Source organism: Nonomuraea sp. NPDC050022 (assembly GCF_044460705.1).
Classification (GTDB): Bacteria; Actinomycetota; Actinomycetes; order Streptosporangiales; family Streptosporangiaceae; genus Nonomuraea.
The window spans coordinates 152,027-175,922 of the sequence record NZ_JBITKE010000019.1 but is presented as its reverse complement, the minus strand read 5'-3'; the positions used below and the strand labels follow the sequence as shown (position 1 = coordinate 175,922).

The 23,896-nt window shown below is 69.9% G+C and carries 19 protein-coding genes; 10 read left to right on the top strand and 9 right to left on the bottom strand.

The window, feature by feature from the left end:
- Positions 1-119 precede the first annotated feature (119 nt).
- Positions 120-1,010 (bottom strand): amidohydrolase family protein, encoded by an 891-nt coding sequence (locus ACIBO2_RS53625; RefSeq protein ID WP_397304918.1) that lies wholly within the window; start codon positions 1,008-1,010, stop codon positions 120-122.
- Positions 1,007-1,699, bottom strand: coding sequence for a FadR/GntR family transcriptional regulator (locus ACIBO2_RS53620; protein WP_397304917.1), 693 nt, complete (start codon positions 1,697-1,699; stop codon positions 1,007-1,009). The genes ACIBO2_RS53625 and ACIBO2_RS53620 overlap by 4 nt, the downstream gene beginning before the upstream one ends.
- A gap of 221 nt (positions 1,700-1,920) precedes the next feature.
- Between ACIBO2_RS53620 and ACIBO2_RS53615 the strand changes: the two genes are divergently transcribed.
- Complete coding sequence (locus ACIBO2_RS53615) at positions 1,921-4,341, top strand: glycoside hydrolase family 95 protein (RefSeq protein ID WP_358536049.1); 2,421 nt, start codon at positions 1,921-1,923, stop codon at positions 4,339-4,341.
- Here ACIBO2_RS53615 and ACIBO2_RS53610 read toward each other — a convergent pair.
- Positions 4,317-5,426, bottom strand: coding sequence for an FCD domain-containing protein (locus tag ACIBO2_RS53610; protein ID WP_358536047.1), 1,110 nt, complete (start codon positions 5,424-5,426; stop codon positions 4,317-4,319). The two genes, ACIBO2_RS53615 and ACIBO2_RS53610, sit on opposite strands and share 25 nt — an antisense overlap.
- A 142-nt stretch (positions 5,427-5,568) precedes the next feature.
- Between ACIBO2_RS53610 and ACIBO2_RS53605 the strand changes: the two genes are divergently transcribed.
- From ACIBO2_RS53605 to ACIBO2_RS53575, 7 genes are all read left to right on the top strand, one after another.
- Positions 5,569-6,840, top strand: a complete 1,272-nt coding sequence (locus ACIBO2_RS53605) for an extracellular solute-binding protein (RefSeq protein WP_358536045.1) — start codon at positions 5,569-5,571, stop codon at positions 6,838-6,840.
- A complete protein-coding gene (locus ACIBO2_RS53600) occupies positions 6,837-7,766 on the top strand; it encodes a carbohydrate ABC transporter permease (RefSeq protein ID WP_397304916.1) in 930 nt (309 codons plus the stop codon). Before ACIBO2_RS53605 ends, ACIBO2_RS53600 begins: the two co-directional genes overlap by 4 nt.
- Positions 7,763-8,569: a carbohydrate ABC transporter permease gene (locus ACIBO2_RS53595; RefSeq protein ID WP_357948001.1), complete on the top strand. Its 807-nt coding sequence runs from the start codon at positions 7,763-7,765 to the stop codon at positions 8,567-8,569. Before ACIBO2_RS53600 ends, ACIBO2_RS53595 begins: the two co-directional genes overlap by 4 nt.
- 1 nt (position 8,570) lies before the next feature.
- Positions 8,571-10,475, top strand: coding sequence for a hypothetical protein (locus ACIBO2_RS53590; protein WP_397304915.1), 1,905 nt, complete (start codon positions 8,571-8,573; stop codon positions 10,473-10,475).
- 115 nt (positions 10,476-10,590) lie between these two features.
- A complete protein-coding gene (locus tag ACIBO2_RS53585; protein WP_357947995.1) occupies positions 10,591-11,358 on the top strand; it encodes a hypothetical protein in 768 nt (255 codons plus the stop codon).
- 41 nt (positions 11,359-11,399) lie between these two features.
- Positions 11,400-13,166, top strand: a complete 1,767-nt coding sequence (locus ACIBO2_RS53580; protein ID WP_397304914.1) for a right-handed parallel beta-helix repeat-containing protein — start codon at positions 11,400-11,402, stop codon at positions 13,164-13,166.
- 284 nt (positions 13,167-13,450) lie between these two features.
- Positions 13,451-15,028 (top strand): S1 family peptidase, encoded by a 1,578-nt coding sequence (locus ACIBO2_RS53575; protein ID WP_397304913.1) that lies wholly within the window; start codon positions 13,451-13,453, stop codon positions 15,026-15,028.
- 53 nt (positions 15,029-15,081) lie between these two features.
- Here ACIBO2_RS53575 and ACIBO2_RS53570 read toward each other — a convergent pair whose 3' ends face one another.
- The 3 genes from ACIBO2_RS53570 to ACIBO2_RS53560 are packed head-to-tail and all read right to left on the bottom strand — an operon-like array spanning position 15,082 to position 17,453.
- Complete coding sequence (locus tag ACIBO2_RS53570; protein WP_397304912.1) at positions 15,082-15,537, bottom strand: GNAT family N-acetyltransferase; 456 nt, start codon at positions 15,535-15,537, stop codon at positions 15,082-15,084.
- A 51-nt stretch (positions 15,538-15,588) separates the two neighbouring features.
- Entirely contained in the window at positions 15,589-16,251 is a 663-nt protein-coding gene (locus tag ACIBO2_RS53565; protein ID WP_358536034.1) for a response regulator transcription factor, read from the bottom strand.
- Positions 16,248-17,453 (bottom strand): sensor histidine kinase, encoded by a 1,206-nt coding sequence (locus tag ACIBO2_RS53560; protein ID WP_397304911.1) that lies wholly within the window; start codon positions 17,451-17,453, stop codon positions 16,248-16,250. Before ACIBO2_RS53560 ends, ACIBO2_RS53565 begins: the two co-directional genes overlap by 4 nt.
- Before the next feature lie 216 nt (positions 17,454-17,669).
- Here ACIBO2_RS53560 and ACIBO2_RS53555 point away from each other — a divergent pair, with 216 nt between their 5' ends.
- Complete coding sequence (locus ACIBO2_RS53555; protein WP_397304910.1) at positions 17,670-18,665, top strand: MASE1 domain-containing protein; 996 nt, start codon at positions 17,670-17,672, stop codon at positions 18,663-18,665.
- Positions 18,666-18,677: 12 nt separating this feature from the next.
- Here ACIBO2_RS53555 and ACIBO2_RS53550 read toward each other — a convergent pair whose 3' ends face one another.
- Both ACIBO2_RS53550 and ACIBO2_RS53545 read right to left on the bottom strand, forming a co-directional pair.
- A complete protein-coding gene (locus tag ACIBO2_RS53550) occupies positions 18,678-20,453 on the bottom strand; it encodes a rhamnogalacturonan lyase (protein ID WP_397304937.1) in 1,776 nt (591 codons plus the stop codon).
- Between the two features lie 87 nt (positions 20,454-20,540).
- The gene (locus ACIBO2_RS53545) at positions 20,541-21,500 is read right to left on the bottom strand and encodes an arabinan endo-1,5-alpha-L-arabinosidase (RefSeq protein WP_397304909.1); all 960 of its coding nucleotides are present in this window, start codon (positions 21,498-21,500) and stop codon (positions 20,541-20,543) included.
- 310 nt (positions 21,501-21,810) lie between these two features.
- Here ACIBO2_RS53545 and ACIBO2_RS53540 point away from each other — a divergent pair, with 310 nt between their 5' ends.
- Entirely contained in the window at positions 21,811-22,470 is a 660-nt protein-coding gene (locus tag ACIBO2_RS53540; RefSeq protein ID WP_397304908.1) for an MOSC domain-containing protein, read from the top strand.
- Positions 22,471-22,488: 18 nt separating this feature from the next.
- On the opposite strand, the gene ACIBO2_RS53535 is transcribed toward ACIBO2_RS53540, so the two are convergent.
- On the bottom strand, positions 22,489-23,817 hold the full coding sequence (locus tag ACIBO2_RS53535; protein WP_397304907.1) for a GH1 family beta-glucosidase: 1,329 nt from the start codon (positions 23,815-23,817) through the stop codon (positions 22,489-22,491).
- Positions 23,818-23,896 lie beyond the last annotated feature (79 nt).

The following is a 23,896-nucleotide window of genomic DNA, read 5'->3' as shown; positions in this document are numbered from 1 at the left end:
TAAAGGCCGAAATATCGGCGTATGGGGGCCTGGGCGGGGGCCTGCGGGTCGGTACGCTCGGCGGTTTGGACGGAGGTCCGCGAGCCGGTACGCCCGGCCGGTCTGGGCGGGAGCCCGCGTCAGACGTCCCCGAGCCGGTACGCCCGGCGGGCCGTACCGCCGAAGACGTCCGCGCGCTCCCCCGCCGACAGCCCCGCGCACAGCTCCTCGGCCACCGAGACGACCCGCTGGTAATCGGCCGCGAGCAGGCAGACCGGCCAGTCCGACCCGAACATCACCCGCTCCGGCCCGAACGCCGCCAGCACGGTCTCGGCGTAGGGCCGCAGGTCGGCCACCCGCCAGGACGTCCAGTCGGCCTCGGTGACCATCCCGGACAGCTTGCAGTACACGTTCGGGTGTGCGGCCAGCTCCCGGATCCGGCTCGCCCACGGTTCGAGCTGCCCCGAGGCGATGGGCGGCTTGGACAGGTGGTCGAGCACGAACGTCAGCTCGGGCAGCGCGGCCACCGTCTCGATGGCCGCGGGCAGCTGGTGCGGCAGCGTGAGCAGGTCGTAGGCCAGACCCGCCGACGCCACAGCGGCCAGCCCGCGGCGGACGTCGGGGCGAGTGAGCCAGCCGGGGTCGGGCTCGGCCTGCACGCCGTGGCGAATCGCCACCAGCCCGCCGGGCCGACCTGCCTGGCCTGCCCGGCCTGACTGCCCGCCGAGCAGGCCGGTCAGCGTCTCGGCGACGGCGGGCGCGGTGAGATCGACCCAGCCCACGACCCCCGCCACCAGCTCGGACGCCGCGGCCAAGGCCAGGAACTCCACGGTCTCCGCCAGGTCGGGCAGCACCTGCACCAGCACGGTCCCGCCCATTCCCGCCGCGGCGGCGTGCTCGGCGAGCCGGTCGAGGGTGAACGTGCGGCGGATCGGCGCCAGCTTCTCGGCATCCAGCCAGCCGTGGGCCCGGACCCCGAGGTCCCAGACGTGGTGGTGCGCGTCTATCCGAGGCGCCTCCGTGCCGGTCATCGCGGCGGCTCAGTGGCGAGTACGAGGCGGAACCAGCTCTCGGTCGTGCTGACGTGCATCAGCGCCGCCGCCTGGGCCAGCGGGGCCTCCCGTGCGGCCAGCGCGTCGTAGATCGCCTGGTGCTCGGCCAGCGTGCGGTCCGCGCTGCCCGCCACCACGCTCCCGCGCCACACCCGCATCCGCGTCGTCCGGCCGGAGATGCCGTCGAGCAGCGTGCACAGCGTCTCGTTGCCGGTCGCGGCCACGACCGCGCGGTGGAAGGCGGCGTCGAAGTGGTTGAGCTTCTCCACGTCGTCGCTGACCTCCCGCATGGCCGCCAGCTGCTCTTCGATGACCGCCAGCTGGGCGTCGGACACCCGGGTGGCGGCCAGCGCCGTGGCCACCGGTTCGAACAGCCGCCGGGTCTCGATGACCTCCATGAGCGTGTCGTCGCGCAGCAGCTCGATGGCGATCCCGAGTCCTTCGAGCAGGAGCGCCGGCTCCAGGCTGGTGACGTACGTGCCGTCGCCCCTGCGCACGTCGAGGACGCGCGCGACGACCAGCGCCTTGACGGCCTCGCGCAGCGGGTTGCGCGAGACGCCGAGCTGGGCGGCGAGCTGCGGTTCTGGCGGCAGCCGCGAGCCGGGTGGCAGGTCTCCGGACTGGATGAGCTGCCGGATCCGGGCGATGGCCTCGTCTGTCAGGGACATCTGATCCTCTCGTTCGCCAGCTGGAATCTAACAAACATCCCATGTTCTGGCCAGTCCACTGCGCCGGACGTGGGGAACTAGACAGCGGACGATGATCGAGCGTACTAATACATCCCACGTCCGCCTTGGCCCATCCGCGCCAACCTCCGCAAGATCTCCGCGAAATCCGCCGCGAACCAACCCCGCGAAACGACCTCCGCGAAAGCGAACCAAGAGGAGTAATGGTGACCCACGGCTACACACGCAGGGGCGTGCTCACGACCGGGCTGGGAGCCGCCGCCGGATCCCTGCTCACGAGCGGCATCGCCGCAGAACCCGCGCGGGCCGAGCCGTCCGCGCGGGACAACCCCCTCACTCTGTGGTACGGCAAGCCCGCCGCCGCCTGGCTGGAGGCGTTGCCGGTCGGCTGCGGGCGGCTCGGCGCCATGGTCTTCGGCGGCGTGGCGACCGAACGTCTCCAGCTCAACGAGGACAGCGTCTGGGCCGGTGGCCCGCACAATTACGACAGCCCCGAGGCGCTGGCCGCCCTCCCGCAGATCAGGCAGCTGGTCTGGGAGGACAAGTGGCAGGCGGCGCAGAACCTGGCCGACCAGAAGTTCCTCGGCCGGCCCAGCGAGCAGGCCCCGTACCAGGTGCTCGGCGACCTCACGCTGACGTTCCCGGGGTCGGCGGAATTCACCGAATACCGCCGCGAGCTCGACCTGACCCGCGCCGTCACCACGGTCACCTACGTCCGCGACGGCGTCCGCCACACGCGCGAGGTCTTCGCCAGCAACCCCGACCAGCTCATCGTCGTCCGCCACACGGCCGACAAGCCGGGCGCGGTGACGTTCCAGGCGGCCTTCTCCAGCGCGCAGAGCTCCACCACGGCCGCGGCCGGGCGGGCCACGATCGCGCTCGACGGGGTCAGCGGCGACACCCAGGGCATGAAGGGCGAGGTGCGCTTCCAGGCCCTGGCCAAGGCCGAGGCGAAGGGCGGCACGGTCCGCACCGACGGCGGCACGCTGGTGGTGGAGGGCGCCGACGAGGTCACGCTGCTGATCTCCATGGGTTCGAGCTACCGGAACTTCAAGGACGTCGGCGGCGACCCGGCCCAGGTGGCGGAGCGGCATCTGAAGCGGGCGAGCGGGCGGCCGTACGAGGTGCTGGCGCACCGGCACGTACGCGACTATCAGCGGTTGTTCGGGCGTGTGACGATCGACCTGGGCACTTCGGGGGCCGTCGCGCTGCCGACCGACGAGCGTATCGCCCGCAAGCAGCTCGACACCGACCCGCAGCTGGCGGCGCTGTACTTCCAGTACGGCCGCTACCTGCTGATCTCCAGCTCCCGCTCCCCCGGCTACGCGGCCAATCTGCAGGGCATCTGGAACGACTCGCTCACCCCCGCGTGGGAGTCGAAGTACACCATCAACATCAACTGCGAGATGAATTACTGGCCGGCCGCGCCCGCCAACCTCACCGAGTGCATGGAGCCGCTGTTCGACCTGATCAAGGACCTGGCCGAGTCGGGGGCCAGGACCGCCAAGACGCAGTACGGCGCGGGCGGCTGGGTGGCCCACCACAACACCGACGGCTGGCGCGGCACCGCGCCCGTCGACTTCGCCTTCTACGGCGTGTGGCCGAGCGGCGGCGCGTGGCTCTGCCTGACGATGTGGGAGCACTACCTGTACACGGGCGACGAGCGGCGGCTGCGCGAGCACTTCCCGCTGATCAAGGGCTCGGTCCAGTTCTTCCTGGACACGCTGCAGACCGACCCCAGGACCGGCTACCTGGTGACCAACCCCTCGCACTCCCCCGAGGTCGGCCACCACGAGGACGGCGGCGAGAACGTCAGCATCTGCGCCGGTCCCACCATGGACATGCAGATCCTGCGGGACCTGTTCGGCGCCTTCGAGGAGGCCTCGACGATCCTGCGGCTGGAGGAGGGGATGCGGGAGCAGGTGAAGCAGGCCCGCTCCCGGCTGGTGCCCACCCAGGTGGGTCACCTCGGCCAGATCCAGGAGTGGCAGGAGGACTACCGGGGCGACGCCGCGTTGTCGCGCAGCCGGCACATCTCCCACCTGTGGGGCCTGTTCCCGAGCCACCAGATCGACCCGCGCCTGTCGCCCGAGCTGGCCACGGCCGCCCGCCGGACGCTGGAGCTGCGAGGGGAGGCGGGGGCGGGCTGGTCGCTGGCCTGGAAGATCAACTTCTGGGCTCGGCTGCTGGACGCGCCCGAGGCGTACAAGCGGCTGAGCAACCTGCTGCTGCCCGCCCGGACCGCGCCCAACATGTTCGACCTGCATCCGCCGTTCCAGATCGACGGCAACTTCGGCGGGACTTCGGGGATCACCGAGATGCTGCTGCAGAGCCACGGCGACCAGGTGCACCTGCTGCCGGCGCTGCCCTCGGCCTGGCCGGCCGGGTCGTTCCACGGGCTGCGGGCCAGAGGAGGGTTCGAGATCGACCTGGAGTGGGGCGGCGGGGCCGTACTGCGCGGGAAGATCCGCTCGGATCTGGGACGGAAGCTCACGCTGCGCACCGCGAAGGAGGTCACGGTGACCGAGCACGGCAGGCCGGTCAAGGCCGAACGGCCGGAGCCGGGGGTGATCGTCTTCGACACCCGGCGCGGTGGGGTCTACGAGGTGGCCGCGTCCGCCTGAGCCCCCGCCCGGGGATCCGCCTGACCAGGCCGGGTGCGGGGCGGGGTGCGGGACGCCTCGCCCCTGGCGTGGGCGGCGAACAGGCGGGCCGCCTCGTCCGGGTCGCCGGAGGCCAGCGCCGCCACCAGGTCGTCGTGGTGGCCCGCCATCGCCCCCCAGTCACCGCCGTAGAGCGGGTTGCCGACCACGTGCAGGCTCCACAGGTTGGACTCGATGGTCCGCCACAGCCGCAGCAGGAAGGAGTTGCCGCAGGCGGCGCATACGCGCCGGTGGAAGGCCAGGTCGGCGTCCCGGAAGGCGCCGATGTCGCCGTCGCCCGCCGCCCGCCGCATCGCCTGCACGTCGGCGCTCAGCTGCCGCAGCGTCTCGGGCCGGACGCGGGTGGCGGCCTCGCGGGCGGCGTACTCCTCCAGCAGCACCCGGATGTCGCGGACCTCGCGGGCCTGCTCGTCGGAGATCTCCGCGACGTAGCTGCCCCGGTTGGGATAGGAGATGACCAGGCCCTCGTGCGCCAGCCGTTTGATCGCCTCCCTGGCCGGGGCCTGGCTGGTGCCGACCCGGCGGGCGATCTCCGACTCCACCAGCCGCTGCCCCGCCACCAGCTCGCCGGCGACGATCCAGCCGCGCAGCAGCTCGTAGACCCGGTCGGACAGCAGCTCCCTGGGCACCAGCCGGGCCGCGGGCGGCGCGACCTGCTGCTCCTGCCAGATGCGCGCCACCGTGGACTGCGAGAGGCCGAGCTGCCTGGCCATCGTGCGCGTCGAGGGGACGGCCGGCCCGGTGGCCGCGGCGGCGATCACCCGTTCGGCCTCCCGCCGCTCCGCGGTGCGCGGGCGGCCGGGGCGCGGGGCGTCGGCCAGGCCGTCGAGGCCGCGTTCGACGAACCGGTCGCGCCACTTGGCCACGGTCGCGGGGCTCACCGCCAACCGCGCCGCGATCTCGTTGCGGGGCAGGCCCTCGGCGCAGGCGAGCACGATGCGGCTGCGTAGGCTCAGGCTTTCGCCGGCCCCCTCCGCCCACGCCCGCAGGGCGGCCAGCTCCTCCGCACCCAGCACCAGCCGCTTGCCGTCCTCGCGTCCAGCCATCCGCCCATCCTAACGTATTTATGACTCAGGCAATCTGCTCGCAACCTATTTACGTGGCTCTTGACGAGCATATGTGACCTACGTATTAAATAATCGTTAATCGAGTGACGACCCATTAAAAGGCGTCTCCCCTGGAGGTGCGATGCGCTCCCCACGTCCGACCCACGCCCTGACCGCGCTCGGCGGCCTGCTCCTGCTCGCTGGCTGCGGCGGGGGCGGCTTCGCCGGCGGCTCGCAGGCGCAGCAGAGCGAGGGGGGCCAGGTCACCGTACGGATGCTGGTCAACATCACCCCGAACCTCACCCAGGCCTACTGGGACGGGCTGGTCAAGCCGTTCGAGCAGGCCAATCCCGGCATCGACGTCAAGATCGAGGCGCCGACCGGCAAGGGCGTGGCCGACACGCTGCCCCAGCAACTCGCCGCGGGCAACGCCCCCGACGTGGTCGAGACGCTGACGGCCGACGAGACGCTCTCCAAGCAGATGCTCGACCTGACCGACCAGCCGTGGGCGAAGGACACGCCGCTGGTCAAGGAGGCGAGCCTGGGCGGCAAGGTCTACACGGTCGGCGTCGGCGTACAGGCGCAGTCGCTGGTCTTCTACAACAAGGCCACGTTCGACAAGGCCGGGATCGACAAGCCGCCGACCACGCTCGACGAGTTCGACACGGTCATGGGCAAGCTCAAGGCGGCCGGGACGCTGCCGCTGCAGACCGGCGGCGAGTTCCTGACCGGGCTCCAGCTGCTGCAGCTGTCCAGCCCGTCGCGCGCCCAGGCCCACCCCACCTGGCAGCAGGACATCAAGGCGGGCAAGCTCAAGGCGGGCGAGTCGCTGCTGCCGTTCCTGGAGCGCTACCGCACCTGGATCGACAAGGGCTACGTCGACAAGAACGCCCTGGGCATGAAGTACGCCGACGCCGAGACCGCCTTCCTGTCCGGCAAGTCGGCGATGTACGTCATGGGCAGCTGGTTCACCGCCGCCGAGGCCAAGTCCAAGAAGGACTTCGAAGTCGGCGTCTTCCCCGCCCCGGTCGACAAGGGCCTGAGCTACCCGGGCCCGCAGGGCGCCACGATGGCGGCCCCGTACATGATCCTCAAGTCCACCCCGCAGAAGGACGCGGCGCTCAAGCTGGTGAAGTGGCTCGTCACCGACCCGGCGGCGGTCAAGAGCCAGCTCAAGCAGGACGGCAACTTCCGCAACGGCGTAGAGCGCGAGTTCACCCCGCTGGAGAAGCAGGTGCAGGAGATCCTCGACGGCGCCCCCTCCGGGGTCCCGCAGGGTGAGGGGTACGGGGACGCGACCCTGCCCAAGGGCTTCAACGCCGCCTGGAACACCGAGGTCCAGGGCCTGTACGTGGGCAAGTCGCCCAAGGAAGTGGCCGAGGGCGTGGACCGCTGGCTGGCCGGCCGTTCATGACGCTCACCCAAGAAGCACCCGTCGTCACCACCACGGTCGTGCGGCGCAAGCCCAGGAGCCGCGACGGATGGGCCACCGCGATCATGGTCGCCCCCGCCACCGTCCTCTACATCGTGATGCTGATCATCCCGGTCGGCCTGGCCCTCTACCTGAGCCTGACCGACTGGGACGGCTTCAGCGCCAACCCCGCCTTCGTCGGCGCCGCCAACTACGTCAACCTCCTGGACGACCCCGAGCTGCGCCGCGCCGCCCTGGTCACCCTGCTGGTCGCGGCGGCGGGCACGGCCGGGCTCAACCTCCTGGGCCTCGGCTTCGCCCTCCTGGTGAACGGCGTCTCCAGGGCGAACACGTTCTTCCGGATCGTGCTGTTCTACCCGCACGTGCTCAGCGCCCTCGTGGTCGGCTTCCTCTGGTCGGCGATCCTCGGCACCACCGGCGCGGTCAACAACCTGGTGACCACCTGGGGCGGCGAGGTGCTGCCGTTCCTGTCCGATCCGACGTGGGCCACGATCACCATGATCGCGGTGCTGGTGTGGGCGGGGTTCGGCGTCAACGTGGTGCTGTACCTGGCCGGGCTGCAGGCCGTGCCGCACTCGCTGATCGAGGCGGCGCGCATCGACGGCGCGACCCGCTGGCAGGTGTTCAGGAACGTGACGCTGCCCGCCCTGGGCCCGTCCGTGACGGTCAACATCGTGCTGTCGCTGGTGACGCTGCTCAAGACGTACGACCTGGTGGTGTCGCTGACGGCGGGCGGGCCGGCCGGTCAGACGCAGACCGTCGCCTATCTCATCCTGTGGAACTCCTTCCACGACGCCCGCCTGGGCTTCGGCTCGGCCCAGTCGGTGCTGCTCATGCTGGTGACGGCGGCGCTGGCGTTCGTGGTGACCCGGCTGCGCAGGCGTGGCGAGCTGGCGGTGCACCAGTGAGAAAGCCCTTCCTCTGGGCGACCGTCGCCTTCATGCTCATCCCCCTGTACGTGCTGACCGTCAACGCCTTCAAGGGCCAGCAGGACATCCTGGGCAACCCGTTCGGCCTGGGGGGCCTCACGCTGGAGCCCCTGGGCCGGGCGCTGACGAACCCGCAGTTCAACGTGGTCAAGGGCTACGCGGTCACGCTGCTGTTCGTGGTGGCGGTCAACCTGCTCTCGGTGGTGCTGGCCGCGCCCGCCGCCTACGTGATCGCGCGCAGCCCGAAGCGCCGCTTCCGGGTGCTGATGCTGTTCTTCTTGGCCGGCACGTTCATCCCGGGGCAGGTGCTGGTCATCCCGGTGGTCTACGTGCTCAAGACGCTCGGGCTGATGGGGACGATCCGCGGGTTCGTGCTGTTCGAGACCGTACTGACGCTGCCGTTCTCGATCTTCCTGTACGCCGGTTACATCGCCACCGTCCCGGCCGTGCTCGACCAGGCGGCGGCGGTGGACGGGGCCGGGCGGCTGCGGACGTTCTGGCAGATCGTCTTCCCGCTGATGCGGCCCGCGGTCGCCACGATGGTCATCCTCAACACCTTCTCGGTGTGGAACGACTTCGTGAACCCGCAGATCATCCTGGGCCCCGGCAGCGGCCTGTACACGGTGACCACCGGCGTCTACGCGGCGGTCAGCCAGTACTCCACCGACTACACGGTGGTCTTCCCGACGCTGCTGCTGGCCATCGCCCCCCTGCTGGTCTTCTTCGTCTTCATGCAACGGCACATCATCAGCGGCCTCACCGCCGGGGCCACGAAAGGTTGACATGCGGGAGATCACCGCGACTGTCCCTCTTGGCGCGCCGCCCGCCTGGGCGGTGCTCGAACGCCGGCTGTTCGACGCCCTCGACGAGGCGTGGCGCGCCTTCGCCGCCCGCTACTGCGGGCCCGACGGACGGCTCATCTACCACGGCACCACCGAGGACCGGGACGGCGCCGACGACTTCTACGAGGCGTTCTTCAACTGGCCGGCGCTCTACCAGCTCGGCGGCGCCGACGACCTGCTAGACGCGGCCAAGCACCACTGGGAGGGCGTGACCGCGCAGCTCACCGAGCTCGGCTACCTGGTGGACGAGTTCGAGCGTGGCTACGACTGGTTCCACCAAGGCGAGTCACTGCTGCTGTTCTACGGCATCTGCGCCGCGGACCCGCGCGACGAGCGCTACCGCGAGCGGGCCCGCCGCTTCGCCGAGCTCTACCTGCCCGGCTCGGCCAACTACGACGCCGAGCTCGACCTCATCCGCGCCCCGCACAACGGCGCGGGCGGCCCCCGCTACGGCATGCAGCGGGAGTGGGCCTCCTACCACGCGGGCCTGACCAGCATGCGACCGTACGGGCTGCCGCTGCGCGACCTGCCGGGGATCACGACCTGGGCGGACCTGGCCGACCCCGGCAACGCCACCCGCATGGGCGCCGCGATGAGCGAGCGGATCGGCCGCGGCGACGTGGCGGTCAACCTGGCCGCCACCAGCCTGGCCGTCAACGCCTGGCTGTACGACGGCGACGACCGCTACCGCGACTGGGCGCTGCGCTACATCGGCGCCTGGCAGGAGCGGGCCGCCGCCAACGACGGCGTGCTCCCCGACAACGTCGGCCCGTCGGGCAAGGTCGGCGAGCTGCACGGCGGCCGGTGGTACGGCGGCAACTACGGCTGGCAGTGGCCGCACGGCCTCTACAGCGTCGGCGCCGCCGCGGCCGTCGCCGCGGTCAACGCCCACCTGCTGACCGGCGACGACGCCACGCTCGCCATCGGCCGCGACCCCCTGGAGAGGGTGTACGCCCACGCCAGGCAGGCGAGCGTGACCGGCACGGAGATGAGCACCAGCGACCGGTGGCTGGCCGAACTGGGCGAGGAGGCCGGGCAGCCCACCATGCTGGTGCCCAACCGGCATGACGACGGCGGCTGGTTCGACTTCCAGCCGCCGCAGCTCGGCCTGCCCGTCTGGCTGTGGCAGGCGAGCCGGTCCGCCGAGGACGCCGACCGGCTGGACCGGCTGCGCGCGGCGGCGGGCTACGACTGGACCACGGTGCGCCCGTTCCGCAACAAGGAGGAGGCCGGGCACGAGGCGCCCTGGCTGGAGTACCTGCGCGGCGCCAACCCGGGTTTCCCCGAGGCCATGCTGGCCACCGCGCTCGGCCAGGTACAGCGGCGGATGGCGCTCATCGACGCCGACGACGCGGACCTGGCGACCGTCCACGTGCACCACTGGCAGCGGCTCAACCCGGTGCTCACCGAGGCGCTGCTGCAACTGGTCACGGGCACGCCGCAGGTCCTCTACAACGGCGGGCTGCTGCCGACGCGGCTGGCCTACTTCGACGCCGACCGCCACCGCCCCGGCCTGCCCGCCGACGTGGCCGCGCTGGTCGACTCGGTACGGCCCGACGGCGTCCGCGTCGAACTGGTCAACCTCGGGCTGAGCCGGACCCGCCGGGTCGTGGTGCAGGCGGGCGCGTTCGGCGAGCACGACATCGACCGGGCGGTGGTGACCGGGGCCGAGCCTGATTATCCGGGCGATCCCCGTTCCTACACCGCTCCTCCGATCAGTGAGGCCGAGCGGGAGGTGATCGTTGGTGGTCCGCGACTGGTCGTGGAGCTGCCGCCCGGGCGCCGCATCCGGCTCGACCTGCACACGACGGCGCGCGTCCGTACCCCGTCGCACCAGCACTACTGAGCCCTTCCCCGGGCCTTATCGAGTCACGAGCTCTGTCGAGTCACGGGCCTTATCGAGTCACGGGCCTACCCCGAGCCGCACCGAGCCCTTCTACCGAGTCCTACCGAGGAGTTTCATGGACGACCCCATCTGGGACCTTCCCGTTCGCGGGCCGCTGCCCGCCGAACCCGATCCCGCCCTCGTGGCCGGGCTGTCCCGGATCAGCTCGGCCACCGCCTGCGCGAAACTGCACGCCCAGGGCATCCGGCGGACCTTCGTCGAGGGACCGCTTCCGCTGGCGCGGGGGCAGAAGATCGCCGGCCGGGTCCGGACGCTGCAGTTCATGCCGCAGCGCGAGGACATCGCTTCGGGCCTCGGCCAGGAGTACGTCGAGAGGCACACCGCGCTGTGGGCGGTCCTGGAGGAGGTGCGGCCCGGCGACGTGCTCGTCGTCCAGGCATACGGCAGCGCCTACACCGGCTGCTTCGGCGACATGCTGGTCCGCTACTTCAAGCGCAAGGGCGGCGCGGGCATCGTCGTGGACGGCCGGATCAGGGACCTGCCCCGGGTCGCCGAGCTGGACGTGCCGATCTGGTCCACGGGCGCGACCCCGCACTACGCCTCGCAGGCGGAGCTGTTCCCGTGGGCCTATGACGTGCCGGTCGCCGTCGGCGGGGCGCTCGCGCTCCCCGGTGACCTGCTCGTCGCCGACGACGACGGCGCCGTGGTGGTACCGCGCCGCCGGGCCGAGTCGGTGATCGAAGCCGCCGCCGAGCACGAGCAGTGGGAGCGCTACAGCCGCGCCCGCATCGAGGACGGCGGCGCCCTGTCGGACTACTACCCCCTAACCCCCCAAACCCGCGCCGAGTACGAGCAGTGGCGGGAAGCAAAGGAGAGCCAGTGATCCTCAGGTCCTTGGGTGCGGTCGTCTTATTGCTAGGCAGCTTGACCGCACCAGCGACTGCGGCGGAGAAGGCCACGTGCGACTACTACGTGTCCCCCACGGGCGGCGACCGGGCCGACGGCAGTGCCCAGCGTCCGTGGAAGTCCATCGAGCAGGCCCGTGACCAGCTGCGCGCCAAGAAGAAGCACCAAAAGTGCGACATCGTGGTCAACGTCAAGACCGGTGACTACGTCGTCGACAAGACGATCACCTTCACCGAGGCCGACTCCGGCGAGAACGGCCACAAGATCACCTACCGCAGCGCCGACGGCCCCGGCAAGGCCAGGCTGCTCGGCGCCAAGCCGCTGACCGGCTGGCAGAAGTACAACGACACCATCTACAAGACCAAGGTCGACCGCAGCTTCTACACCCTCTTCGAGGACGGCAAGCGCGCCACGACCGCCCGCTACCCGAACAGGACCAGCGACGACCTGTGGTCGCCGTATCTGTTCTCGGTGACGCCCGAGGCGGAATACCAGGCCGTGCACAACTGGCTCTTCTTCGACGCCAAGGACATCCCGAAGGAGTGGGACGCCGACTTCGACAAGAACGCCCAGATGGTCGTCTGGTCCGGCGGTTCGTGGAGCTGGTTCTCCGACACCGTGCCGCTCGGCGGGGCCGACTTCCGCAAGAACTTCTTCACGCTCAACCACGACGCCCGCTTCACCCTCGTCAACAGCCGCAGCGGCTCGCGCTACTTCCTGCAGAACACGCTGCGCTTCCTGGACCAGCCGGGCGAGTATTACTTCGACTTCGCCAACAGCGAGGTCTACTACTGGCCCAAGGGCTCGATCGACAAGGTCATGGCCCCCACCGTCAAGACGATCATCTCGCTGGCCGGGTCCTCTCCCGACCGGCGCGTCCAGAACCTCGCCTTCGACGGGCTGCAGCTGCAGTACTCCGACTTCGTCGACTGGTATCGCTATGCCTGGAACGCCCCGGGCGACTCGGGCTACGAGCACAAGTACCCGATCTACGACCGGCAGATCGAGATGCCGCGCAACAGGTTCGGCATGATCACCGTGACGAACTCCCGCGACATCGACCTGACCAGGCTGCACCTGTCCGACAGCGGCTTCACGGGCGTCTTCCTGCTCTTCGCCAACGAGCGGGTCAAGGTGTCGGACAGCCTGCTGGACAACCTCGGCGGCGACGGCATCAAGGTGGAGGGCGGCTACCCCGGGGAAGGTGATATCTCCGGACATCACACGATCACGAATAACTACATCTACCACGTCGGCGAGCTGGTCCCCGGCGACGCGGCCGGCATCGAGCTGATGAGCACGGGCAACAACACCGTCAGCAACATCGTCGTCAAGCACAGCGCCCGCTACGGCATCAGCCTTGAGGTCCGCCCCGAGATCAAGAACGAGGACAACTACGCCCGCAACAACAAATTCTCCTACATCCGCCTGGAGGAGACCGGCCTCGACAGCGGCGACATGGGCGCCTTCTACACCTATGGCGTGCACAACGTCGAGCCGCACCCGATCGACAACTACGTCACGCAGATGGTGATCGGCGACGTCATCAACGACCCCGCCGGGCAGATGCCGGACTCCGGCACCCGCGGCGTCCACATGGACGCGGGAGGATGCGGCTTCGCCATCTCCAACGTCGAGGTGGGCAAGGTCAGCGATGACAAGTACCAGGCGTACAAGTGCAACGAGGTCATCAACGCCAACTGGGCGGACGGCTTCGACACCTCGAAGATGGAGTACGACAAGATCGGCGTGACGAGCGTGTTCCCGTATCCGATCCCCAGCTGAGCGCGTTCCCTCAACCGGTCGCGAACTGAGCGCGTTCCCTCAGCCGATCGCGAACTGAGCGCGTTCCCTCAGCCGATCGCGAACTGAGCGCGTTCCCTCAGCCGATCGCGAGCTGAGCGAGTTTCCTCAACCGATCGTGAACCGGACGGCGACCGGTGGAGCCGGGCCCTGCGGCGATTGCCGCGGGGCCCGTTCCCATAACGCCGCGATATGCGCGGATGGTATGCCCCTCGCTGATCGGCCCCGTCATACCTTGGCGGCACCCCCCGATCCGAGGAGCTTCCATGATCCCTTACCGCCCGTCGGCGGCGGGTGCGGTGCTCGCGATCATCGCTCTCGCACTCACCGCGGCCCCCGCCACGGCCGCCCCCGCGCAGGCAGTCCCCAGAGAGGTCGTTCAGGCGGCCACGGTGGAGCCGCCGCCGGAGGTGCTCGACGCGATGCGACGCGACCTGGGCCTCACCCGCGAGCAGGTCATCACCCGCCTGGGCAACGAGGAGCAGGCCCGCCGCCTCCAGCCCAAGCTGCGCGCCAAGCTCAAGGACCGCTACGCCGGATCCTGGGTGAACCAGGAGGGCTCGCTGGTGGTGGCCACCACCGACGCCGCCGCGGCCACCGCCGTCACCGCCGCGGGCGCCCAGGCGAAGGTCGTCGCCCGGTCGCTGGCCACGCTCACCTCGATCAAGGGCGCCCTGGACACCACCGCCGGCCAAGGCGCGCTGGACGCCGCCGCCGGCAAGGGCGCCGGGCGAAAGGTCCCGGTCTGGTTCGTGGACGAGCGGGCCAACACCGTCGTGGTACAGGCATTGGACACCGCCGCCGGTGAGGCGTTCGTGGCCGCGAGCGGCGTGGACCGCGCCGCCGTACGGATCGAGACCATCACCGAGCGGCCGGTCACCTTCCAGAACCTGCGCGGCGGCGACGCCTACTACATCTCCGGCGGCACACGCTGCTCGATCGGCTTCCCGGTGACCCAGGGCGGCACCCAAGGCTTCGTCACGGCCGGTCACTGCGGCACTCCCGGACTGACCACCTCCGGCTCCGGGGGGCAGAGCCAGGGCACGTTCCAGGGGTCCTCGTTCCCCGGCGACGACTACTCCTGGGTCGCGGTCAACTCGCAGTGGATCGCGCGCCCGGCGGTCAACCCCTACGGCACCGAAATGGTGCCGGTCTTCGGCTCCGCCGAGGCGCCGGTCGGATCGGCCGTATGCAGGTCGGGCTCCACCACGCACTGGCACTGCGGCACCATCCAGGAGCGGAACACCAGCGTGACCTACTCCCAGGGGACGATCTTCCAGGTCGTACGGACGAACGTGTGCGCCGAGCCCGGCGACTCCGGTGGCCCGTTCATCTCCGGCTACCAGGCACAGGGCGTCACCTCCGGCGGCTCGGGCAACTGTAGCGCCGGCGGCACCACCTTCTTCCAGCCGGTCAACGAGATCCTCAACGCGTACGGGCTCACGCTGTCGACTGTGAGCACCCAGTGCGCGGGCCACCCGAACCACCACTTCAACGAGCTGACGGCCCACCAGGGCAGCTTCGGCAACCTCATCCCCGACGCCGGGATCTACCCGCCGAACGGCTTCGCCTCCGCCGGTGCCGGCACGCACACCGCCTGCATGGACGGATCCGGCACCGCGCGCATGCGGCTCAGCCTGCAGAAGTACACCTGCTGCGGACCCTTCGGCACCCCGATCTGGGTGGAGGTGGCGACCACCGGAACCGGCACCACCCTCAAGTCCTTGACCACCAGCCAGCCCGCGGGCACCTACCGGTGGGTGGTCAGCGTCAGCGACTCCATCGTCGTCCCCACCACCCCGATCGGCGAGTACTACTTCCTGGGCACCACCAGCCCCGCTTGACCGAGACGATCCCGGGCCGCCACCGAAAACCGGTCGGCGGCCCCGGGGGATGCCTACAGCGTCCTGGTCATGAACGCGCTGTTCGGGTCAGGCCGGTAGTCCGCGAACGGCTCGCAGTACGCGAACCCGAACTTCTCGTACAGCTTCCTCGCCGGCAGGAAGAACTCGTCGGAGCCGGTCTCAAGGCTGAGCCGGGCGAAGCCCATGCGCGTGGCCTCGGCGATGATGTGCCCCAGCAGCAGGGACGCCACCCCGCTGCGCTGGCGCACCGGCCGGGTGCGCATCGACTTCACCTCGGCGTGGTCGGCGTCCAGCCGCTTGATCGCGCCACAGCCGACCAGGGTGTCTCCGTCGACGACCGTCCAGAACGTCACCTCGGGCGCGCGGAGCGCGTCGAGGTCGAGGGCGTGCTTGCTCTCCAGCGGCGTGATCGACCGCATCTGCTGGAGATGCTCGTCGAGGAACGCGGCGATCTCCGGACCGGAGAGGTCGTCAACGGCGATCTTCATGGACTCGGCCCCCTTCTTGTCCCCGAATGGGCGGTTCGGAGATTACCAGGGCTACCGGGAGGCTGGTCTGACCAGGCCGCAGTCGTAGGACAGGACGATCACCTGGGCGCGGCTGGTCAGCCCCAGCTTGGCCATCAGGCGGTTGAGGTGGGTCTTGACGGTGCCCTCGCTCACCGACAGCCGCTCGGCGATCTCCTTGTTGGACAGGGCGTGCCCGACCAGGCCGAGCACCTCGGTCTCGCGGCTGGTCAGGCGGTCGAGGGCCGGTGGCGGGGTCTCGACGGCCGGCGGTGGGTCGACGAACGCCTCGATCAGCCGCTTGGTGGCGACCGGGGCCAGCAGGATGTCACCGGAGACGACCGTGTGGATGGCGGCGATCAGGCGTTCGGGCGGCGTGTCCTTGAGCAGGAAGCCGCTGGCGCCCAGCCGCAGCGCGTTGAAGACATATTCGTCCAGGTCGAACGTGGTGAGGATGAGCACCTTGGGCGGCGCCCCCTCGGCGGCGGCCAGGATCCGCTCGGTGGCCGTGATGCCGTTGATGCCCGGCATCCGGATGTCCATCAGGATCACCTCGGGCTTGACCGCGGCGGCCAGGCGCACCGCCTCCTCACCGTCGGCGGCCTCGCCCACCACCTCCAGGCCCGCCGCGCGCAGCAGCGCGGCCAGACCGGCACGGATGAGCACCTGATCGTCGACCACGAGCACTCTGATCATGAGCTCGCTTCTTGAGGCTGATCGTCGGGCGGGGACAGCGGGAAGATCGCCAGCACCTCGAATCCGCCCAGCGGCAGCGGCCCTGCGTTGATCGTTCCCTGATAAAGCCTGACACGTTCGGTCATGCCGATCAATCCGTGCCCACGAGAACGGGAGCTCCCGGTGGCCGCAACGCCGTCGTTGGTCACGCGAAGGGCCAGCGTGGCCGGGCCGTACGTCACCCGGATCTCCACCCGGGCGCGACCGGCGTGTTTCAGCACGTTGGTCAGGGACTCCTGGACGATGCGGTAGGCGCACATGTCCAGGCCGGGCGGCAGCGGCCTGACCTCACCCTCGACGATCACCGTGAGCGGCAGACCGGCCGCGCGGATCCGCTCCGCCAGGGGTTCGAGGCTCTGCAGGCCGGGGGCCGTGGAGTAGAGCCCTTCGTCCTCGTCGTCGGCCTCGATGCGCAGGATCGACAGCAGCCGCCGCATCTCGGCCAGCGCCTCGTGGCTGGTGTCGGCGATGACCTCCAACGTGGCGTGCGCGGTGGCCGGGTCGGACAAGGCGACGTAGCGGCCGAGCCCCGCCTGTACGGAGATGACCGACATGTGATGGGCGACGACGTCGTGCAGCTCGCGGGCGATCCGCACCCGTTCGTGGGTGACGGCGCGGCGGGCGGCGGCGTCCTGCTCCCGGTGTAGCTGGTCGGCCAGCACGGCGAGCTGCCCGGTACGTTCGGCCAGCAACCGCGTGCTCGTGCCCGCGCCCACGGTGTAGGCCGCCACCAGGAGCGACTGCCCTAACGCCGACCACAGCGCGACGTCGGGCTGGCGGACCGACGCCTGCGTCCACTCCGTCACGATCAGCGCCGCCCCGGCCAGGGTGAACGCCCAGGACCGGTGGGCGGCGACGGTGTAGAGCGTCACCAGCGGCCCCATGCTGTTGAGCCCGAGGTGGTAGCCCAGCATGTGGTAGACCAGCGCCGCCCCGGTGGAGACCACCAGGACGGCGACGGGCGCCCGCCTGCGCAGTGCCACCGGCGCGTTCACCAGCACGGTCAGGGACAGGGACAACGTGTCCGGAGGCCGCCCCTTACCCGGGTCGTACATCTCCCACAGCCAGGTCCCGACGACCAGCGCCAGGGCCAGGGCGCCGTCGAGGAGCAGGGGGTTGACCGCGGACACTCGCCGGACGAGCGATGCGGCGCTGATGGGCATCCGCCACGCTAACTCCAGGACCGGCCGTTACGCATCTACCTGGGGTTTACCTCGGCTGCCGCGGAAGTTGCAGCCCAGCTCGCGCCGGAAACCCCGGCGAGCCCGCGCCGCACGTCGCGTGCGCGAGAAGCCCGTCCAGCGGTCTGTGACCCCCGGCCCATCCCGTAGCAGAATGTCATGGGGGAAGTTTTCGCAGGTGAGAGGGAGTGAGGCGGCGTGCTGGACAACATTCGGCCCCGCTCATATGCCAAGAACGGCTTGCGGATGCTCGCCGTCGCAGGCGCCTATTTCGCAGCTGCGAAGGTGGGATTGGCGCAGGAGCTGGTCGGCGGGCAGGTCACGCCGCTCTGGCCGCCGACGGGCATCGCGCTGGCCTGTCTGCTTCTCATGGGCATCCGAGTCTGGCCCGGGATCACTCTCGGCGCGTTCCTGGTCAACCTGACGCTCGGACCGTCGCTGCTCGCGGTCGCGGCGATCTCCGCGGGGAACACCTTAGCTCCGGTGTGCGCTTACCTCCTGCTCCGTCGCGCGCGTTTCTGCATCGAGCTGGATCGGTTGCGGGACGCGCTGGCGCTGGTATTCCTCGGCGCCTTGACCGCGATGCTGATCAGCTCGACGGTGGGCAGTGGCGTGCTCCTGCTCGCCGGCGCGCTGCGAAGCGGTGACTTCTGGCCGACGTGGTCGGTGTGGTGGACGGGCGACGCGATGGGCGTGCTCGTGGTAACGCCCATTCTGCTGGTGCTGCGCACATCCCGGGCTCCGTGGGACGCTCGTCTGTCCCGTTGGGGCGAGGCTGTGGCCTTGGCCGTGGGCACGCTCCTCATCACGGTGATGGCGACGGTGAGCTCCATCAACCTGCTCTTCCTCGTCTTCCCGTTCCTGATCTGGGCCGCCCTGCGTTTCCAGCTGGCGGGCGCCGCGGGATGCGCGCTGATCGTGTCGACAGTCGCGATCGTCGCGGCCGCGCAAGGTTCGGGCCCGTTCGCCGAGCACGGCCTCTTCCTCAACATGGTCACCCTGCAAGCGTTCAACGGGGCCGCGTCGCTGACCGCCCTGCTGCTGGCGGCGATCATCGCGGAGCGAAATCAAGCCCATGACAGGCTCGAGCACATCTGTGCGCGCCTCACTGAGGTCGCGGACCGGGTCGACCGGGAACGGAGGGCGGCCCAGCGGTTGCCGCCCGAACCCGAAGTGCGGCACAAAGGCGGCTGATGTCATAACGATCTAGCGCACGTAGACGTTCGGCTGGGCCGGGGTGGACATGCCGTTGCCGATGAAGTAGCTCGGGTGCGGCGGCTGGTTGTAGGCGGTGTTCTGCCAGGCGATCGCCACCCGGTACATCGGGTCGTGCATGAGGGTCCACAGCCGCCGGGTCGTCACGGTGGAGGTGCTGTAGATCCGCAGCGCCGTCTCCGACGTCGTCGGCCAGACGACCTCCTCGCGCCAGTCGCCGAACAGGTCGGCCGACAGGGACGGGGTCGACTTGGTGCCGTTGTTGGCGTGCACGCCCGAACCGGTGAGCAGGCGGGTGTCGGCGCTGGTGCCGTACTTGTCGATGTGCGTGCCGTCGAGCAGCTCGCGGACCGGGTCGGCGTCCCACCAGATGAGGAAGTTGGTCGAGCCGGGCTTGCGGCCGATGTTCGCGCCGGAGGTGTTGAGCAGACCGGAGACGGCCGACGACCACGATTCGGCGCCCGCGCTGCCCGCGTACACGTCGTCGGACACGCCGCGCCCGTTGTCGCACCCGCAGGAGGGGTTCGTCCAGATGACGGCGCCGGTCCGGGCGTCGACCATGGAGGTGGCCGGCTGGTTGGTGTTCTCGTGCGGCTTGAACACCTCGAGGCCGGAGCGGGCCGGGATCAGATCGCCGACGTGCAGCGCGTCACCGTGGAACAGCCGGGTGTTCCACAGCGGGCCGCCGTTGTCGTCGATCGCCTCCGAGCCGTAGATGATCTCGTCCCGGCCGTCGTTGTCGGCGTCCGCGATCGACAGCTGGTGGTTGCCCTGGCCCTCGTACTGGGAGCCGGACACGTTGGAGTCGAACGTCCACCTCTGGGTCAACGCGCCGCTGCGGAAGTCCCACGCGGCGATCACCGTACGCGTGTAGTAGCCCCGCGCCATGATCAGGCTGGGCCGCTGCCCGTCCAGGTACGCCGTACCGGCCAGGAAGCGGTCGACCCGGTTGCCGTAGGAGTCGCCCCAGCTGGACACGGTCCCGCGCGGCGGGTTGTAGTTGACGGTGGACATGGCCGCCCCGGTCTGACCGTTGAACATGGTCAGGAATTCCGGCCCGGACAGGACGTATCCGGAGGAGTTCCGGTAGTCCGCGGACGCGGAGCCGATGACCCTGCCGGTGCCGTCCACACTCCCGTCGGCGGTCTTCATCGCGACCTCGGCCCTGCCGTCGCCGTCGTAGTCGTACACCTGGAACTGGGTGTAGTGCGCCCCGGCGCGGATGTTGCGGCCCAGGTCGATGCGCCACAGCCGGGTGCCGTTCAGCCGGTAGGCGTCCACGTACACGTTGCCGGTGTAGCCGGACTGGGAGTTGTCCTTGGCGTTGGACGGATCCCACTTGAGCACGAACTCGTAGCGGCCGTCACCGTCCAGGTCCCCCACGCTCGCGTCGTTCGCGCTGTAGGTGTAGGCGACTCCGTCCGGCGTGGTGCCGCCGGCGGGCCGCTGGATCGGGACGTCCAGGTACCCGTTGGCGAACTGCGTCGCCGCCGCGGAGGGCGCCTGTTCCACCCCGCCGACCACGGCGCGCACGGTGTAGGTGGAAGTCGCCGCGGCGCCGGAGTCCAGGTAGTTCGTCGAACTCGTGATGGGCGACGAGGTCAGCAGGGTCGAGCCGCGGTAGAGGTTGAATCCCGTGCTCATGCTCTCGCTGCCGAGCAGCCGCCAGGACACCAGGTTGCCGCTGCCGGAATGGACGCTGATCAGGCCGCGATCCAGGTTCTCCACCTGTCTGGCCGCGGCGGCCGAGGCGGCGTCGACGTTCATGGTCCCGGTCAGGGCGAGGATCACGGCAGTCACGAGAGAGATGGAGCGCCTTCGCGCGGGAAGCATGCCTGCTCCTTTCGAACCTGATCAGTAGACGTAGGGCCAGCCCGCGCTGTCGTAGGCGATGAGGTTGATGCCCAGCAGCGAGGCGCCGTTGTCGGCGTAATAGTGGTAGAAGAGGACGTCGGCGTCGCTGTCCGTGATCACCGCCTGATGTCCCGGCCCGTGAACGCTGCCGTGCCCGGCGAGGACCTGGGTGCCGCCGCCGGAGGTCATGGCGGTGCCGTTGCGGTCCACGTACGGGCCGGTGACGCTGGTCGACCGGCCGACCATGATCCGGTACGTGCTGGACGCGCCCCGGCAGCACAGGTCGAACGAGACCCACAGGTAGTAGTACGACCCGTGCCGGAAGATGAACGGCGCCTCCACGGCCGTGCCGGCGCCGGTGCGCTGCGCGATCGAGTAGAGCGCGCTCCCGCTGCGCAGCCCGGTCGAGGAGTTGAGCGGGATCAGCTTGATGCCGGTCCAGAACGAGCCGAAGGACAGCCACCAGTTGCCGGCGGCGTCCGTGACCAGGTTGGGGTCGATCGCGTTGTAGCTGCTGGCGGAGGTGGTGGAGATGACCAGGCCCTGGTTGGCCCACGTACCCGAGGCGCCGGTGGCACTGGTGGCCAGGAAGATCGCCGAGTTGCGGGAGCCGAACGTGGAGGCGGCGTAGTACATGTAGTACTTGCCGTTGTGGCGGGAGATGTCCGGCGCCCACAGGCTGGCGCTGCCTCCGGTGTACGGGAGCGTCCACGACGCGCCGCCGGGGAAGGCCACACCCGCGTCCCGCCAGGCCGTGCGGTCGGTGGACGTCTTGAGGGCGATGTTGTCGCCGGTATTGGCCAGGAGGTAGCCGCTCGACGTCTTCACCACCGCTGGATCGTGCACGCCGATGCTGCCGGTCACGTACCCGGGGTTGGGGTAGGCCGCCGCACCGGCCGGGAGCACGGCGATCATCGCCGTGACCAGCATGGTCACCAGAGAGACGAGAAATCGCGCCATGTGCCACCTCGCTGTTATCGCTAACACTTGAGGGGATCGCCGGTGAGTCTTCTCGGCCGTACGAGGTGCGTCAAGGCGCGGGCTCGGGGCCTTCGGGTCTTGCCGGGTCAGCTCGGGTGCGGCCGGTGAAACGTTCACCCCGTGATCCATCGCCGCGAAACGCGTAACAGGACCAGCGCTCCCCCGTACGCCACGGCGTACCAAGCGGGCGGCCACGCGCCTCGGTCCCCCCTCCTTCACCGATCGCCCCAAAAGTGTTCGCTCCGCCTGCCCGGCCCGGAATAGCTTGGGGGCCATAAGACTTCTGTCGGTGAACGTCGGCCGCCCCATGCCCGTGGACTACACCGATGCCCCGGGCGGGATGACAGGCATCGACAAGCGCCCGGTGACGGGGCCGGTCCAGGTGTCACCCGTCGGCCCCAAGGGCACGGCGGGCGGCGGCGTAGCGGGAGACGCCGTCTGCGACCGCCGCTTCCACGGCGGCGGTGACCGGGCGGTGTACGCGTTCGCGCGCGAGGACCTGGACGCCTGGGAGCAGGCACTCGGCCGTACGCTCGCCAACGGCGCCTTCGGCGAGAACCTCACCACGTCCGGGCTGGACGTGGCCGAGGCGCTGATCGGGGAACGCTGGCAGGTGGGCTCCGACCTGGTGGTCGAGGTGACCGCCGGCCGGATTCCCTGCCGCACGTTCGCGGGGTGGGTCGGAGAGCAGGGCTGGATGAAACGCTTCATCGAGGTCGGCCGCACCGGCGCGCTGCTACGGGTGATCGCGCCGGGAGAGATCCGCGCGGGCGATCCGATCACCGTCGTCCGCCGTCCTGACCATGACATCACGGCGGCTCTGCTGCTCCGTGCCGCCACCACGGAGCGCCACCTGCTCCCGCGCACGCTGGCCGCTACCGAGTGGATGGAGTCCGAGCTCCTGCGGGTTGCCCGTACATATACGGAGAAGTACGGCCCACGCGACTGAACCCATCTCGTGGTCAGTTCACCCCAGGCCGCCCTCTCGGATGCGGGCCGCGTACCAGAGGGCGGAGTCCTTCGGGGTGCGCCGCTGGGTGTCGAAGTCCACGTGTACGAGGCCGAACCGCTGCCCGTACCCGTGGGCCCATTCGAAGTTGTCCAGCAGGGACCAGGCGAAGTAGCCCTTGAGCGGGACGCCGCTGTTCACCGCCCCGGCGCAGGCGTTGATGTGGCGTTTCAGGTAGTCGACGCGGTCCGGATCGTGCACCGCGCCGTCCTCGCTCACCTCGTCGGCGAAGGCCGCGCCGTTCTCGGTGATGTAGAGGTCGATGGCCGGGTAGTCCTTGTGCAATCGCTGGAGGAGGCGCAGCAGGCCGTTCTCGTCGATCTCCCAGTTCATCGTGGTGCGCTTGCGGCCACCGTCCACCCAGCGGACGTTCTCCGCGCCGATCCACGGCGTACTGCCGGAGGGCACGGGCTCGCCGGCCGCCACCAGGGCGGGCGAGTAGTAGTTGACCCCGAGCATGTCGATCTTCCGGGAGATGAGCGCCAGGTCCCCGTCGAGGACGTGGGAGAAGTCGCTGTGGGGCGCCAGGTCGCGGACGACGTCCTCGGGATAGGAGCCGCGCAGCACGGGGTCGATGAAGAGCCGGTTCTGGATGCCGTCTATCCGGCGGGCGGCGTCCACGTCCGCCGCCGACTCGGTGGCGGGGGTCACGTGCGACATATTCAACGTGATGCCGATATTTCCGGACAAGATGGGGATGGCTAGGCCGTGGCCCAGCAGCAGGTGGTGTATCGCCTTGACGGCCTCGGACGGCTCCTGACGCCCCGGCGCGTGCTCCCCGTTGGCGTATCCGAGCAGCCCGGAGCACCACGGCTCGTTCAACGTCGTCCAGTTCGCCACCCGATCACGCAACGCCGTATGCACAATGTCGGCATATTCCGCGAACCGATAGGCCGTGTCCCGGTTGGGCCACCCGCCCGCGTCCTCCAAGTACTGCGGCAGGTCCCAGTGGTAGAGCGTCGGCCACGGGGTGATGCCGTGCTCCAGCAGCGTGTCGACCAGGCGGCGGTAGAAGTCGAGGCCCTTCTGGTTGACCACCCCGCGCTCGGGCACGATGCGCGGCCACGCGACGGAGAACCGGTACGCCCGCAACCCCAGCTCCGCCATCAGCCGCACGTCATCGGCGTAACGGTGGTAGTGGTCGCAGGCCACGTCGCCGTTCTCGGCGCCCCGCACCTTGCCAGGGACGCGACAGAAGGTGTCCCAGATGGACGTCCCCCGGCCGTCGTCCGCGAACGCGCCCTCGATCTGATAGCTGGACGTCGCCGCGCCCCAGAGAAAACTCATGCCCTGACGGCCCTCTCCATGATGCCGCCGAGGTGATCCGGCGGCGCAATCCGCTAAAGGTCGTGACCACCGGCTCGAT

Coding starts and splice junctions, on each gene's coding strand:
- ACIBO2_RS53625 (WP_397304918.1), bottom strand. CDS start 1,010: ATGACCGGCACGGAGGCGCCTCGGATAGACGCGCACCACCACGTCTGG.
- ACIBO2_RS53620 (WP_397304917.1), bottom strand. CDS start 1,699: ATGTCCCTGACAGACGAGGCCATCGCCCGGATCCGGCAGCTCATCCAG.
- ACIBO2_RS53615 (WP_358536049.1), top strand. CDS start 1,921: ATGGTGACCCACGGCTACACACGCAGGGGCGTGCTCACGACCGGGCTG.
- ACIBO2_RS53610 (WP_358536047.1), bottom strand. CDS start 5,426: ATGGCTGGACGCGAGGACGGCAAGCGGCTGGTGCTGGGTGCGGAGGAG.
- ACIBO2_RS53605 (WP_358536045.1), top strand. CDS start 5,569: ATGCGCTCCCCACGTCCGACCCACGCCCTGACCGCGCTCGGCGGCCTG.
- ACIBO2_RS53600 (WP_397304916.1), top strand. CDS start 6,837: ATGACGCTCACCCAAGAAGCACCCGTCGTCACCACCACGGTCGTGCGG.
- ACIBO2_RS53590 (WP_397304915.1), top strand. CDS start 8,571: ATGCGGGAGATCACCGCGACTGTCCCTCTTGGCGCGCCGCCCGCCTGG.
- ACIBO2_RS53585 (WP_357947995.1), top strand. CDS start 10,591: ATGGACGACCCCATCTGGGACCTTCCCGTTCGCGGGCCGCTGCCCGCC.
- ACIBO2_RS53575 (WP_397304913.1), top strand. CDS start 13,451: ATGATCCCTTACCGCCCGTCGGCGGCGGGTGCGGTGCTCGCGATCATC.
- ACIBO2_RS53570 (WP_397304912.1), bottom strand. CDS start 15,537: ATGAAGATCGCCGTTGACGACCTCTCCGGTCCGGAGATCGCCGCGTTC.
- ACIBO2_RS53565 (WP_358536034.1), bottom strand. CDS start 16,251: ATGATCAGAGTGCTCGTGGTCGACGATCAGGTGCTCATCCGTGCCGGT.
- ACIBO2_RS53560 (WP_397304911.1), bottom strand. CDS start 17,453: ATGCCCATCAGCGCCGCATCGCTCGTCCGGCGAGTGTCCGCGGTCAAC.
- ACIBO2_RS53550 (WP_397304937.1), bottom strand. CDS start 20,453: ATGAACGTCGACGCCGCCTCGGCCGCCGCGGCCAGACAGGTGGAGAAC.
- ACIBO2_RS53545 (WP_397304909.1), bottom strand. CDS start 21,500: ATGGCGCGATTTCTCGTCTCTCTGGTGACCATGCTGGTCACGGCGATG.
- ACIBO2_RS53535 (WP_397304907.1), bottom strand. CDS start 23,817: ATGAGTTTTCTCTGGGGCGCGGCGACGTCCAGCTATCAGATCGAGGGC.